This is a genomic window from Enterovibrio calviensis DSM 14347, from assembly GCF_000621165.1.
GTDB lineage: Bacteria > Pseudomonadota > Gammaproteobacteria > Enterobacterales > Vibrionaceae > Enterovibrio > Enterovibrio calviensis.
In genome coordinates, this window is the sequence record NZ_JHZA01000009.1 from 54,314 (window position 1) to 69,281 (window position 14,968).

Below are 14,968 nucleotides of genomic sequence, written 5' to 3' on the forward strand. Positions count from 1 at the left end.
AAGCTAACAAGATAAAAAAATGCCCACAGTTCGCGGGCATTTTTCTTTCAGGTTGAATCGGATTATTGCAGGTTCCCATCCGCGTCATAAAAACGCTGGGTGCTGTATTCTTCCAAAGGCAGCTTGCTCAGCGTACCAATCGCTTCTGCGTAATCCACGAAAGACTTCGCATAGTCGAGGTACGTATCCACCGCACGCCCCTCATCCGTCACGTCGCCAAACACAAAGTAACCATCACGGCCTGCGCTAACAAAGTTGTTCGTCACCACTTGAATGTTGGCTTCAGTGCTGGTGGTATCGAGCGCAGTCCAATCTCCCGCGAGGCGAGAATTGATTTCAATGTTGGTCACGCGCTCACCGAACGTTTTCGAAATATCGACATCGAAACGCAGGCCTGAAGCATATGGGTAAGCACCACTTGAACCGTCTGGGCTCAGTGCATAATCCACACCTTGCTCCAGCGCCAGCTTAACTTCCGCACCGCTCATGTTGAGGTTCACGAGCGTGTTCGCAAATGGCAGCAACTGATACGCCGTTGCAATCGTGACATCGCCCATTGGTACATCAATGCGCACACCACCCGCATTCTGAATTGCAACGTCCGCTTCAAGGCTCTGTGTCATAAAGGCCTTAGCGACCAGATTAGAGACATCAGAACCATTCGATGCGGTCTCAGTCACGTCACACAGTGAGCTGCGGCCTTGTCCTGGGATACGCTCAAGACATAGATCCGTCGCTGCGTTAGCAATCACGGTTTGTGTTTCTTCTTCGATACGCTGGGTATAGGTGTCTAACAGGGTTTGTGTTTCCGTGTCTGTATCCACGATCGTCAGCACTGGGATTTCTTCGATATCTGCGTAAACCGCATCACGATCAGCACCTTCAAGCTCGACACGATCACCGTCATCATTGCGACGTTTAAAGGTATCACCCAACAGCAAATGCGGTGTACCGGAACACGCTTCTACCGCGCCTTTGCGGTCAAAGCTGATGTCTAGCTCACCCACAACAGAGGCGTACTGCCACGCTTGGGCAACACATACAGGATCGCCATCTAGGTTTGTCACCATCGTTGGGTAATCACCCATGCTGTTTAGACCCACTTCCTCGAAATCACCTAACAAAGAGTGAGAATCGCCACCAATGATGACGTCAACACCTGACAGGTTCTTCGCCAGTTCGAGATCGTTCCCGTACTGATAGTGTGTCAGCAGCACAATTTTGTTCACGCCTTTTTTCTTGAGCTTATTGATAAAGCGCTGGGCGATTTTAGTTTCATCCAAAAACTCAGTGGTTGCATCTGGGTTGGATGAGTTTTTGGTTTTGGTAGCGATATCGATACCGATGATACCGACCTTTTGACCGTTGAATTTTTTCACCACGAATGGGCGGAAAGAATCCCATTTCTTTTCAGGCGTTAATGGTGAAACACCCACTTCAGGACGAACGTTTGCCGCCAGCACTTTGGTATTACAGTCGCCGCCTGCCAGTTGGTCGAGGAAGGTTTTTAGGCCTGCATCGCCATCATCAAACTCATGGTTACCCAGCGCAAACGCGTCGAAACACACTTGGTTCATCATGGCCGCATCAGCTTCGCCACCAAACAGTGTGTAATAGAGGTCACCCGTGATCGCATCACCCGCATGAAGCTTAAGCACGTTTTGTTTGGACTCGTCTATTTCACGAATTTTGGTCACAACGCGGGGGAAACCACCGACTTCTACTCGTGTTTCCTCGCCACCCACGGTAATGTCAAAGCCGTCGTCAGCTTCAAGGTGTGAGTGGTGATCATTGATGTGTGCAATGGTGAGATCCATTGGACGCTCAAAACAGCCTGTGAGCGGGATGGATAGCGCTGCGACAGCAGCGGCAATAACGGTGGTTTTCATTCTTCGTTCTTCCTTGTGAAGTTGCGTACGTGGCAATACGCTAGATTTGTCATGTTTCACTGAGGTAACTAAAACATGACAAAACAAAGAAAAATCAGAATTGATACAAGCTATTGTTCAAGTAAGACAGTGGCCACCGCATAGCGTTTTTCATCCGCAATGGTCAGCAGAATATTGGTCACACCTCGCTCGTCAGCACGTTGTTTGGCAACACCGGAGAAGGTCACAATCGGTTTGCCCAGATCGTCATTACTGACATCGAAATCGTGGAAAGTGACACCACACGCGATTCCGGTGCCCAGCGCTTTTGCCGCGGCTTCTTTGACCGCGAAACGCTTTGCCAGATAGCGAGCCTGAAACTTGGTACTGTTGTATTTTTCCATTTCGCTATCAGTGAGAACGCGTCTTGCAAACGCGTCTCCACTTCGAGCGACCACTTTCTCTAGTCGCTCAATTTCTACAATGTCAGTTCCTAAACCGACAACCGCCATTAGCGACGCGCGTCCTGCATGATGGCTTTCATGTCTGCAACCGCTTTTGGCAGGCCATCAAACACAGCGCGGCCAATGATCGCATGACCAATATTGAGTTCGTAAATCTCCGGGATTTTAGCGATAGGCGTGACATTGTGGTACGTCAGACCATGGCCGGCGTTTACTTTGATGCCTTGGTCGGCGGCATAGCTTGCGCCCGCAGCAATTTTCTTCAGTTCCGCTTGCATTTCTTCATCAGATTCAGCATCCGCGTAGCTGCCAGTGTGCAATTCAATAAACGGTGCGCCACACGTTTTAGCTGCATCAATCTGTGCACGATCAGCATCAATAAACAGGGAGACTTTGATGCCCGCCTCGGTCAGTGTTTGCGTTGCCGCTTTGACTTTCTCAAGTTGACCGACAACGTCTAGGCCACCTTCAGTCGTCAGCTCTTCACGCTTCTCTGGCACCAAACACACGTAAGCCGGTTTTACGTCCAATGCGATGGCGACCATTTCATCTGTCACGGCCATTTCTAGGTTCATGCGCGTTTGCAGCGTGTCTCTAAGAATGTAGACGTCGCGGTCTTTAATATGGCGGCGATCTTCACGTAAATGCACAGTGATACCATCCGCACCTGCACGCTCCGCGATTTCTGCGGCATGAACAGGATCAGGGTATTTGGTACCACGTGCGTTGCGAACGGTTGCGACGTGGTCAATGTTGACGCCCAGATAAATGGTATTCATTACGTTAATTTCCTTGTTCTTAACGAAAATAGCTCTCGGCTTTTTAGAGGCTTAGAGCCAAGATACGGCTTGAGTGCCAGCCGTGTAAAGCGCTTCGCCGCTTTTAGCTGGTCTGCCGTTGAGAATTGTCTCGAAGATAGCGCCATTAAGTCGCTGCCCGTAAACACGAGGTTGTTGCTCTTCATCAATGACGCCACAAACCCAAGTTGCTCACGAAATATATACGTCATACGCTCATCAACGGGTTCACCGCTGCCTGCACAATTAAGAAAGTCGACACCGTAACCAAGAGAGTCGAGCAAGGCCAGCTCAAAACGGCGCAACGCGGGCTCGGGATTGGCATGTTGGGCCAACTCCGTCAATGCGGTCACGTAATCAAAGAACAACTGGTGATAGCCCGTTTCCGGTTCAACCACGCGACTCAATATCTCATTCAGGTAGAACCCAGAGAACAGCGCGTTGCCAGAAAGCGGGATCGCAAGACCCATGGCTTCTGCATGTCGAAGGGTACGCATTTCACCGCGACCAGACCATTTCATCAAAAGTGGAGTAAAGGGCTGAAGAGCCCCTTTAAGAGGAGAGCGCTTGCCACGAGCACCTTTCGCCATAATGCTGACGCGCCCGTGGCTTTCGCTGAATACATCGAGGATCAGGCTGGTCTCACTGTAAGGGCGTGAGTGCAGAACAAAGCAGCGCTGCAAGCCTTCCATAGTGCATTCCTATTTGAGGATTAAAGATCGTCGATGTAGCCAAGGCTGCGCAGTGCGCGTTCGTCGTCAGCCCAACCCGATTTCACTTTTACCCAAAGCTCAAGGTAGACCTTGCGCTCGAACAAACCTTCCATATCCAGTCGTGCTTCACGACCGATGGTTTTAATTTTGTCGCCCGCTTTGCCAATAACCATTCTCTTCTGGCTATTGCGCTCCACCAGAATCAAGCCATTGATTTCGAACCCATCTGTCGCAGGATTGTAGTCAAAGCGCTCGATTTCTACAGTAACGGAGTATGGCAATTCGTCACCCGTAAAACGCATTAGCTTTTCACGGATAATTTCAGATGCCATAAAACGCTGAGAGCGATCGGTCACGTATTCTTCAGGGAAGTACCACTCGCCTTCTGGCAAATGCGAACGAACCAATTTCTCAACCACATCAATGTTTTTACCGCTCTTCGCAGAGACAGGCACAACATCAACGAAATCCATCTTCTCGCTTAGTGCTTGAAGGTGTGGGAACAAGACAGCTTTTTCTTTTACGTTGTCGACTTTGTTGATCAACAGAACAACGGGCAACTCAGACTTTTTAAGCTTGTTCAGCACCATTTCGTCATCTTCGGTCCAATGTGTACCGTCAACAAGGAAAAGTACCAGTTCCACATCCGTTAGTGAACTCGCCGCGGCGCGGTTCATCAAGCGGTTAATGGTGCGTTTTTCTTCGATATGAAGCCCCGGAGTATCCACATAAACCGCTTGAAAACCATCACGTGTATCAACACCCATAATGCGGTGGCGTGTGGTTTGTGGTTTACGCGAAGTAATAGACAGTTTCTGACCCACTAAGCGGTTCAGTAGTGTCGATTTACCGACGTTTGGGCGACCAACAATGGCGATAAAGCCACAGTGGTGAATTTCGTGCGTGTCTGTCATGAGTCCAGCTTTTCTAATGCTAGTTCTGCAGCCGCTTGCTCAGCCTTGCGACGACTACTGCCTTTACCAATTACAGGTCGTTCCAAACCTGCTACTTCACACTCAACCGTAAACTGTTGGTTGTGCGCTTCACCGTGCACCTTTGTTACATTATAGGCTGGCAGTGGCTTTCTACGTCCTTGCAGGAATTCCTGCAAACGCGTTTTAGGATCTTTTTGGTTCACGCCCGGCATAATGGTATCCAGACGCTGCTTGTACCAACTCAGCACTATTCCACGTACCGTTTCCAGATCGCTGTCGAGATAGATAGCACCAATGATCGCTTCTACAGCATCAGCCAGAATTGAGTCACGGCGGAAACCACCACTTTTTAACTCACCTGGACCCAACTGCAGGACATCCCCTAGTTCGAACTCGCGGCCCAGTTCGGCCAACGTGTTACCACGAACTAAAGTTGCACGCATGCGGCTCATGTCGCCTTCATCAACGTTCGGGAAACGATGGTAGAGATCGTCAGCAACAACGAAACTCAAAATAGAATCGCCCAAAAACTCCAAACGCTCGTTGTGTTTTCCACTGGCGCTTCGGTGTGTAAGGGCAAGACTGAGAAACGCCGCATCGTTAAATTCATAACCAATGCGACGTTGTAGTTTATTTGTAGGTGTTGTCATGTCTTTCCAAGTTAATCAATGCCGCCGATACGCTCAAAGCGCACGCCGACAGGTACCCAAGACGGTAGGAAACTATCGCCTTGTTCGTCAAATTCAAAACTGGTCCAGATAGCGACGGCTTTACCCACTAGGTTGGCTTCAGGCACAAACCCCCAGAAACGGCTGTCTTTACTGTTGTCACGGTTATCACCCATTACAAAGTATTGGCCTTCTGGTACAACCCATTCACCCTCGCCAGGGGTCGGATAATACTGACCTTCTTGGTTTGGCATGTAAGGGTTAACTAGGATTTGGTGTGGTTCTTGGCCTAGCTGTTCTTGTGCTTGAATCAAATTAACACCACGTTGTTCAAATTCACTTTTATGAACATCATCAACTGGCACTAACTCACACGTTGCCTCACCTTGCTTTTGAACACACAGACGCTTTTCTTCGCTGTAGCGAATCGTGTCACCCGGTAAACCGATCACGCGCTTGATGAAGTCGATGCTAGGCTGTGGCGGGTATTTGAACACCACCACGTCACCACGCTCTGGCTTACCTGTTTCCACCAATTGATGACGGAAAACAGGGTCTTTTAAACCGTAAGCGTATTTCTCAACCAGAATAAAGTCGCCCACCAATAAGGTCGGCATCATTGAGCCTGACGGAATTTGGAACGGCTCGTAAATAAACGAGCGCAGTACCAATACCAAGCCAATCACAGGGAACACTGACGCAGCCGTCTCCACCCAGCTAGGCTGAGGGGCGACGCTAGCGACTTGTTCGGCACTTATCTCGCCGCTTTCCAGATTGAGCGTATCCGCCGCTTTTTGCTGACGCAGAGGTGCCCATCTGAATCTATCCAATGCCCAGATAATCCCAGTAAACAGGGTGACGAGCACCAGAATCAGCGAGAAAGTATTAGCCATTATGTTCCCTTAAATCCTTTTATTACTTATCTTTGCCTACATGCAGAATTGCAAGGAAGGCTTCTTGAGGCAGTTCTACGTTACCGATCTGCTTCATGCGCTTCTTACCATCTTTTTGTTTCTGCAGTAGTTTCTTCTTACGGCTGATATCGCCACCGTAACACTTAGCGGTTACGTTCTTACGCAGCTGTTTCACGGTTGAACGCGCAATGATGTGCGTACCGATCGCCGCTTGAATCGCAATATCAAATTGTTGACGAGGAATGAATTCCTTCATTTTCTCAACCAAATCACGGCCACGAGTTTGCGCGTGATCTTTGTGAGTAATGATCGCCAGTGCATCCACGTTATCGCCGTTAAGCAATACATCGACACGAACCATGTTTGATTCTTGGTAACACTGGAAGTTGTAATCCAGTGACGCATAACCACGTGAGGTTGATTTCAAACGGTCAAAGAAGTCGAGTACCACTTCTGCCATTGGAATGTCATACGTCAACGCCACTTGGTTGCCGTGATAAACCATGTCTACCTGTGTACCGCGTTTCTCAACACACAAGGTAATCACGTTACCTAGGTATTCAGATGGCACCAAGATGTGACAGCGAGCAATTGGCTCACCCATGATTTCCACGTCGTTAGTCGCTGGCAGCTTCGCCGGGCTATCAACGTAGATAACGTCACCGTTGGTTTTCTTCACTTCATACACTACGGTCGGTGCCGTGGTGATCAAATCAAGATTGTATTCACGCTCTAGACGCTCTTGAATGATTTCCATGTGCAGCATGCCAAGGAAGCCACAACGGAAACCAAAGCCAAGTGCTGCTGAGTTCTCTGGTTCATAGAACAGAGATGCATCGTTAAGGCTCAATTTGCCCAAAGCATCACGGAAGTTTTCGTAGTCGTCAGACGATACAGGGAACAGACCCGCGTAAACCTGAGGCTTCACTTTCTTAAAGCCTGGCAGCGCTTGCTCTGCACCATGTTTGGCCAGAGTCAGCGTATCGCCAACTGGCGCACCTAGAATGTCTTTAATGCCACAAACAACCCAACCAACCTCGCCGGTACGAAGACCTTGGGTGTCAGTTTGTTTTGGCGAGAAGATACCGATGCGATCCACACCCCATACTTGGCCAGTGCTCATCACTTTGATCTTTTCGCCTTTCTTTAGTTCGCCGTTTTTAATACGAACCAAAGAGACAACACCCAAGTAGTTATCGAACCATGAGTCAATAATCAGTGCTTGTAACGGACCTTCCGGATCACCCTCTGGCGCAGGAATGCTCTTCACGATTTCTTCAAGCACTAAGTCAACGCCTAGGCCGGTCTTCGCAGAACAACGGACAGCTTCAGTCGCATCGATACCAACGATGTCTTCAATTTCTTCAGCCACACGATCAGGATCGGCTGCTGGTAAATCGATTTTGTTCAAGATTGGAACCACTTCTAGGTCCATCTCGATAGCGGTGTAGCAGTTAGCTAGCGTTTGAGCTTCTACGCCCTGACCCGCGTCAACCACCAGCAAAGCACCTTCACAGGCCGCCAGAGAACGCGATACTTCGTAAGAGAAGTCAACGTGTCCTGGGGTGTCGATGAAGTTCAGCTGATAGGTTTCCCCATCATTGGCTGTGTAATTCAGCGTCACACTCTGTGCTTTGATGGTGATACCGCGTTCGCGCTCAAGATCCATAGAATCCAGAACCTGTGCAGCCATTTCACGGTCTGTAAGACCACCACAAACCTGAATTAAACGGTCTGATAATGTCGACTTACCGTGGTCAATGTGGGCAATAATCGAAAAGTTACGAATGTGCTTCATAGATGGTGTGACTAACTCGTTAATGAAAATGGGACGATCAATAGATCAAGTGGCGGGATTCTACCGAAATTAATGGCTAGTCGCTATCTTCTGTTGCGGCATTTATCACCGCCGCACTTGGAATAGCACTGCCAAGGACACGCAAAAGTGTCGGTATTGAACGCGTATCTTGTTCAACCTTACGTGAAAAGTGGCGTGCTACAGCCACGCCTAATGCACCTGCGAGCAGTGAACACAAAATCACAATGCCCTCACCCATTGCCAACAATGTCGCTAAAAACTGTCCTGAAAGCGCACCGGCAATCGCAAAAAATAAAGGGAGGATATAAACCAACAATGCCGACGTGAGGACGGTTTGCTCTTCCAGGCCGATTTCTATCACACTGCCGACCGCTACGGGTTGAGGTGAAGGCACTCGAATATCGAGCACCTTCCCCGGCAAAGCATTGCTGACAATGCCGGTTCCGCAATGACTTTTCGATGCACAACTACCGCAACTGGTTTTTTGCTGACAACGAACCATGACATAGCCATCACCATTGTCCGTCACTTCGGCCAACGCTTTGATCATGGTGCCGAAGTCTCAACGGCAGGAGAATCCGGAGATTCGGTTGCTGACGATAGCTTCACAGACTCAGCAACTTTCTTTGCCGTCGCTGGCGGAATATCGCCTACAACGGTAATTTCCGCATTGCCAACCACACGACTATGAAGCGTTCGACTACCTTTGCGAACAAGCTGCTCTCTTACCGACATTTTATCCGCTTCAGATAAATACACGGAAAAGCTAAACAGACCATCACTGAACATTTGGCTCTCGACTGGACGCTCAGTAATAAGCAGTCGATGACGGTTTTGGTAAATCGGCGTGAACCCTTCAGGCAAACCCGTCACCTGCCATTTTAACTGAGCACTCGTCTGTCGAGGCACTTGCACCACAGGTGGCAATTCTAGCAATGACAATTGCCCCATCGCTTCACTGATTTGCGGAGAAAGCGCGAGGGACAATGCGCGATATTGCTCAATCGGGTCGCCATCGCGATCCAAAAGATCGGCTCGGACTAACAGCTTGCTGTTTTGATCAATCCATAACACGTATGAATAGCGTTCACCGTCTTTAGGAGAGACACGTACCACATCGCTCGCTACTCCCGCCTCTCTTGCGCGGCCTAGCGGAACAAAGTCATACAAAGTCGCAAGGTGGGCGATATCGGTCTGCATGATGGCCGGCAGTGGCGCAATCATTTGACTACTTTCAATGGTGAAAGGATCGGTTCCTGGTTCGAAGTAGCTGACTTCATTACCGCGACGAATCACTTCTCTTGGCGGCCCTGCAAGATAAGCAATGTGACCAAAGGATTCACCATCCACGACAGCGTGACGGAAACGAAGAGGTTCGATGCTATTTTTACGCACCAAAATGTAGGATATCTCGTAGTTCTGTTGCTCAGTGGCTTGGCCCATCTGATGCAGCAATGCCTCGGCGGGATTCTCTTCCGTCGAGGCATTGGCGGCCAAGCTAACCAGTGCAACCACACCGATAAGGAATGGTTTAATCAATCTTATTTGCTCATGTCAGGTGATAGCATAACGCCTTGGTCGATTTCATCAGCATTGAGTCGAAGCTGCAACTCATAGTCTTGGAACATCGCATTGACACGGCGACGTTGCTCCATCAACAACGCTTCAGAAGGGTTCCCTTGTACTGAGTTTCTGCTCAAGCTTACTGGCTCCGCGGAACCACTCAATGGGATCGTCTGCAGCACAGGCGGTTGGCTACTCGCAAACGTCGAGTTGGCATCAAAGCCGCCGTTATATTGTTGAACACCAACAATAACAACCAGCGATACTGCTGCGGCCATGCCCACTTGCGTGAGTTGTTGCAGCCAAGAAGGTAATGACTTTCTTGCGGCTTGAGGCGAAGGTTGAGACTCATGCAATGGCACAACATTGGGAGCAACTTGTGCGCCTTCATGCTGTGATGCAGCCGTTTGCACGCCATACGTTGGTTCATTGTCCAACGCAGCCGCGACACTGGCGGCAATATCCCAACTTGGATTCTGAGGCGCATCTCCACGCATTACATCACGAGTAACGGCAAAGCTTTTCCATGCTTCTTGCGACGATGGATCATTCTCTAGCGCATCAATTAACGCCTGATCTATCTCGTTACCATCAAACAATGCGGAAAGGTTTTCTTTTTCAGCCATTTATTTCACCGTTCTAAACAGAAATACTGTTATTGGTTCATGAGTGGACGAACACGTTTGTCTACCGCTTCCCTGGCACGGAAAATACGCGAGCGTACTGTTCCTACCGGGCAGTCCATTACTTCTGCGATCTCTTCATAACTCAAGCCGTCAATTTCACGCAGGGTAATCGCCGTTTTCAGATCTTCAGGCAAAGCATCAATCGTGCTAAATACCACCTGCTTCAACTGTTCAGACAACATAAGGTTCTCAGGGTTCGAAATTTCTTTCAGTGCGCCACCATTTTCATAATTTTCAGCTTCTTCAGCATCAATATCACTGGATGGCGGGCGTCGCCCCTGAGCCACTAAATAGTTTTTCGCGGTATTGACTGCGATGCGATACAACCACGTATAAAAGGCACTTTCACCTCGAAAGCCTGGCAAAGCACGATAGGCTTTAATGAAGGCTTCTTGAGCGACATCTGGGACATCTCCGCTATTATTTACATAGCGGGCAATCAGGTTACTTACCTTATGCTGATACTTGATGACCAACAGATTAAATGCCTGTTTATCGCCGTTTTGTACTCGCTCTATTAGGGCTTGATCAGTTAACTGCTCGCTCATTCGAGCGCCTTCTCCTTATTATTGATACCAATATGCTTTTCTACTGTGCCAGAGTCATCGTCACAAAAGTGGCACTTAACAACGTCAGTAGACCGTCAGCATTTGGTATTTCTTTTCGCTCGTTGTCACTTTGCTGTCACTACATGAAAAAATGACACGTCGTAAAGAGTGAGCAAAGTGTATGAGTAACACCGTAAAATAAAGTTCCCTAAAAAAGTGGGATTCGTCTTGTGATCCGATCCCGATCGCAAAGTCTACCAGATTGCACGACTACTCTGTAATCAATGAGTACTACCTTATCACGGTCATCAATAGCATATCGTCGACTCAGTAAGCATTCTACGGCTTGTAAGATTAGTGTAAACTGACCAAACCACCTGAATATCTCGTTGTTTCAAATGAAAGCAGGCGGATTTAGCAGCTTCATTTGAGTGAAAGGAATACATAATCAATGAGCAATCACCCCGAACATATCTGTGACGTACTGGTTATTGGCAGTGGTGCAGCGGGTTTATCGCTAGCACTGCATTTGGCGCCTACACAAAAAGTGATGGTACTGAGCAAGGGACCTCGCAGCGAAGGGGCAACCTATTACGCTCAAGGTGGTATTGCCGCTGTTTTTGACGAAAATGATTCTGTTGAATCTCACGTTGAAGATACGCAGATTGCTGGCGATGGTCTTTGTGACGAAAGCATTGTCCATTTCATTGCTGAGAACGCCAAAGAGTGTGTGCAATGGCTGATTGATGGCGGTGTTCCTTTTGATCGCGAAGAAAACAGCAATAGCGATGAACCCAAGTTTCATCTCACTCGAGAAGGTGGCCACAGCCATCGACGTATTTTGCATGCTGCCGATGCAACGGGTATGGCGGTGCAAACCTCTCTTCAAGAAAACGTCATGCTCCACCCTAACATTTCAGTGCTTGAACGCCACAATGCGCTCGACCTGATCACGCGTAAAAAGATTGGCATTTCAGGCGGGAATCGCGTGCTTGGTGCTTACATCTGGAACCGCGACCGTGAAGCGGTTGAGACCGTTCGCGCAAAGTTTGTCGTTCTTGCCACTGGCGGCGCATCGAAAGTGTATCAATATACATCTAACCCTGATGTTTCATCGGGTGATGGTATTGCAATGGCGTGGCGTGCAGGATGTCGGGTAGCCAATCTTGAATTTAACCAATTTCACCCAACCTGTTTGTTCCACCCAGAAGCACGAAACTTCCTGATCACCGAAGCACTTCGCGGCGAAGGCGCCTATTTGCGCAGACCTGACGGTTCACGCTTCATGCTGGATTTCGATGAGCGTGCAGAGCTTGCGCCTCGCGATGTGGTCGCACGTGCTATCGATTATGAAATGAAGCGCCTTGGTGCAGATTGCATGTACATCGACATCAGCCATAAAGACTCGGATTTTGTGATGAAACACTTCCCGATGATTTATGAAAAACTGCTGACCTATGGTTTTGATTTGACCCAAGACGCCATTCCAATTGTACCTGCGGCGCACTATACCTGTGGCGGTGTGATGGTTGACCTGAATGGTCAAACGGACCTTGAAGGCCTCTACGCGATAGGTGAAGTCAGTTATACCGGCCTACACGGTGCGAATCGTATGGCCTCTAACTCCCTGCTCGAATGTGTCGTGTACGCATGGGCTGCGGCCATGCATATTGGTGATAACGCGGCTGCGGCTGAAATACCACCGTCCCTGCCACATTGGGATGACAGCCAAGTTTGTTGTTCAGACGAAGAAGTGGTTATCCAGCATAATTGGCATGAACTGCGCCTGTTTATGTGGGATTACGTGGGTATCGTTCGCTCAACCAAACGTCTCGAGCGCGCATTACGACGCATTGAATTGCTCAAGCAAGAAACCAACGAGTACTACAGCAATTTCCGTGTTTCGAACAACTTGTTAGAACTGCGCAACTTGCTGCAAGTCGCCGAACTCATGGTGCGCTGCGCCATGGCACGTAAAGAAAGCCGTGGCCTGCATTACACCATCGATTACCCAAACAAACAGGAAGACAGCGGTCCGACCATTTTGGTTCCCGACTTCCCGTGCTGAGCCGATATGCTGAAATCATAAGAAAAGCCCTCTGATGAGGGCTTTTTTGTGTTCGCTGTCTGTCGATGCGAACGATGTTATGAACGGAACGCCGCGATGGCAGTTTCTAGCTCTTTGCTTTGCTCTGATACGCGAGCCGCTGCACGCGCGTTTTCGCTGGTTGCCTCAGTATTTGACGAGGTAATATCTTGAATCGAGTGAACGTTAAGGTTCACCTCTTTCGCCACCATGCTTTGTTCTTCAATCGCTGCGGCAATCTGTGTGCTCATGTCCATGATCTGCTGCATATCGATAATAATGTTATCCAACTCGCCTGCCGCTTCTTCGACATACGAAACAGATTGTTCACTGTCATGCTGACAAGACGTAATTCTCTCAACCACGTGATTCGTTTGCTGCTGCAAAGAGCCAATCATGGTAGCGATTTCATCTGTCGACTTATGCGTACGTGTTGCCAATGAACGCACTTCATCGGCAACCACCGCAAAGCCACGCCCTTGCTCACCCGCTCTCGCCGCTTCGATAGCAGCATTCAGGGCCAATAAATTGGTTTGCTCTGAGATGTCTTTGATGACATCAACCACGCTGCCAATTTGCTGAGACAAAGAAACCAAACTGTGAATGTCGCTGTTGGCCATCCCCAGCCCTTCGGACAAGGTGACAATCGCGCTGCGCGTTGCTTGAACGGTTTGATGGCCTTTTTGCGCACGCAACAGGCTTTGATCTGCATTAGCAGCAGCGGCTTCTGTGTTAGACGCGATCTCACGGATCGTCGCTTCCATTTCATTCACTGCCGTTGCAGCCATTTCGGCTTCGGAATGCTGCTTATCCAATGCAACTTCTGCATGGCTACTGCGCGCTTGCACATCAGAAGCCGTCGCATTCAAGGTCGTGATCGACATTTTCACGCCGGCGATCAGCGTCTGGCAATGCTCTAGCACCATGTTGAAATCAGTTGCCACAACCGCAATCTCATCATCACCTTCAGTCACTGCTCGCAATGTTAAGTCGCGCTCTGATGCCACTCGCTCCATTGTGCTCGTCAGTGTTTTCAATCTACGTTGAATGTCACGGTTAAGCCAAATACTGATCGCGATAAGAAGAAGTGACACAATAACAAGCGCCAATCCCGTCATCATCACTAGAGTTTGGGTCGATGAATTGAGCTCTTCTTGGAGCTGGATACGCATCGCATCAAAATCCGCTTCAACTTGGTGGGTTTGCTCTCGAATATTTCCTAGCAAGCCAGACTTATGGTCCAACCCCACAGTGCGCTTTAATTGCAGATAACGTTCTACCAAGGATTTTTGCTGATCCAATAGCGGAGAGTTTACGCGTGAAGAAATATCAGACCAATTTGCTGAGAACTCATCAAATCGTGTCGTCGAAGTATCTGCCACCAATAATCGAACCAGTGTAATCAAGTGCTCAACTTCAGCGTTACCCGACTGCTGGTCAAGCAGTGCACTGTTCGTCGCGGTTAGCTCACCCCACGTGCCAGACTCGCGATTCAACCCCAAGTCACGGTAGCCGTTTGCCAATTTCACGAAGCCATTATGGTAATTTTTCATGGCGTTTTTGACAGCGCCGATTTGTGGCAAGGTTAAATTCAAAGCCTCTGCTTCTTGCTGCAATTGCGACAACTGCCCCTCGAATTGGGACACATTGCCCTCAAAAGTATCGATGTATTTATCATCCAATCGCGCCAAAAAGTCTTTTTCGTTACGGCGCAAATTGAGAAGGCTCACTTCCAAATCTCCAACCAATGTTAACTTGGTTTTCAGATCAACCATTCTCTCTGATGCTTGGAAACTCACAAGGCCAAATAAGACCAATGACACCGCGGAAAACGCGGTCAATGCATACAGTTTGGTTCTAATTTTCATGTCATCCTTCCCTTAAAATTCATGGGCGCCGCAATTGAT

The 14,968-nt window shown here is 48.9% G+C and carries 14 protein-coding genes; 1 reads left to right on the plus strand and 13 read right to left on the minus strand.

The window, feature by feature from the left end; translation table 11 throughout:
* Positions 1-62 precede the first annotated feature (62 nt).
* The 12 genes from nadN to rpoE all read right to left on the minus strand — a co-directional run bounded on the left by nadN (position 63) and on the right by rpoE (position 10,975).
* On the minus strand, positions 63-1,889 hold the full coding sequence (gene nadN / locus Q365_RS0108735) for an NAD nucleotidase (RefSeq protein ID WP_028022983.1): 1,827 nt from the start codon (positions 1,887-1,889) through the stop codon (positions 63-65).
* Between the two features lie 110 nt (positions 1,890-1,999).
* The gene (gene acpS / locus Q365_RS0108740; protein WP_028022984.1) at positions 2,000-2,380 is read right to left on the minus strand and encodes a holo-ACP synthase; all 381 of its coding nucleotides are present in this window, start codon (positions 2,378-2,380) and stop codon (positions 2,000-2,002) included.
* Positions 2,380-3,111, minus strand: coding sequence for a pyridoxine 5'-phosphate synthase (pdxJ, locus tag Q365_RS0108745; protein ID WP_028022985.1), 732 nt, complete (start codon positions 3,109-3,111; stop codon positions 2,380-2,382). The genes acpS and pdxJ overlap by 1 nt, the downstream gene beginning before the upstream one ends.
* A complete protein-coding gene (gene recO, locus Q365_RS0108750; RefSeq protein ID WP_028022986.1) occupies positions 3,111-3,821 on the minus strand; it encodes a DNA repair protein RecO in 711 nt (236 codons plus the stop codon). Before recO ends, pdxJ begins: the two co-directional genes overlap by 1 nt.
* A gap of 20 nt (positions 3,822-3,841) precedes the next feature.
* Positions 3,842-4,756: a GTPase Era gene (gene era, locus Q365_RS0108755; RefSeq protein ID WP_028022987.1), complete on the minus strand. Its 915-nt coding sequence runs from the start codon at positions 4,754-4,756 to the stop codon at positions 3,842-3,844.
* A complete protein-coding gene (gene rnc / locus Q365_RS0108760; RefSeq protein WP_028022988.1) occupies positions 4,753-5,427 on the minus strand; it encodes a ribonuclease III in 675 nt (224 codons plus the stop codon). Before rnc ends, era begins: the two co-directional genes overlap by 4 nt.
* 11 nt (positions 5,428-5,438) lie before the next feature.
* Positions 5,439-6,338, minus strand: coding sequence for a signal peptidase I (gene lepB, locus Q365_RS0108765; protein ID WP_028022989.1), 900 nt, complete (start codon positions 6,336-6,338; stop codon positions 5,439-5,441).
* Between the two features lie 22 nt (positions 6,339-6,360).
* Positions 6,361-8,157 carry a translation elongation factor 4 gene (gene lepA, locus Q365_RS0108770; protein WP_028022990.1) on the minus strand — a complete coding sequence of 599 codons (1,797 nt, stop codon included), beginning with the start codon at positions 8,155-8,157 and terminating at the stop codon, positions 6,361-6,363.
* A gap of 76 nt (positions 8,158-8,233) precedes the next feature.
* Entirely contained in the window at positions 8,234-8,728 is a 495-nt protein-coding gene (locus tag Q365_RS0108775) for a SoxR reducing system RseC family protein (protein WP_028022991.1), read from the minus strand.
* The gene (gene rseB, locus Q365_RS0108780; protein WP_028022992.1) at positions 8,725-9,714 is read right to left on the minus strand and encodes a sigma-E factor regulatory protein RseB; all 990 of its coding nucleotides are present in this window, start codon (positions 9,712-9,714) and stop codon (positions 8,725-8,727) included. The genes Q365_RS0108775 and rseB overlap by 4 nt, the downstream gene beginning before the upstream one ends.
* 5 nt (positions 9,715-9,719) lie before the next feature.
* Positions 9,720-10,367 carry an RseA family anti-sigma factor gene (locus Q365_RS0108785; protein ID WP_028022993.1) on the minus strand — a complete coding sequence of 216 codons (648 nt, stop codon included), beginning with the start codon at positions 10,365-10,367 and terminating at the stop codon, positions 9,720-9,722.
* A 29-nt stretch (positions 10,368-10,396) separates the two neighbouring features.
* Positions 10,397-10,975 (minus strand): RNA polymerase sigma factor RpoE, encoded by a 579-nt coding sequence (gene rpoE, locus Q365_RS0108790; protein WP_028022994.1) that lies wholly within the window; start codon positions 10,973-10,975, stop codon positions 10,397-10,399.
* A gap of 451 nt (positions 10,976-11,426) precedes the next feature.
* On the opposite strand from rpoE, the gene nadB reads away from it, so the two are divergent.
* Positions 11,427-13,043 (plus strand): L-aspartate oxidase, encoded by a 1,617-nt coding sequence (gene nadB / locus Q365_RS0108795; protein WP_028022995.1) that lies wholly within the window; start codon positions 11,427-11,429, stop codon positions 13,041-13,043.
* 77 nt (positions 13,044-13,120) lie between these two features.
* Here nadB and Q365_RS0108800 read toward each other — a convergent pair whose 3' ends face one another.
* Entirely contained in the window at positions 13,121-14,929 is a 1,809-nt protein-coding gene (locus tag Q365_RS0108800; RefSeq protein WP_028022996.1) for a methyl-accepting chemotaxis protein, read from the minus strand.
* Positions 14,930-14,968: the final 39 nt, after the last annotated feature.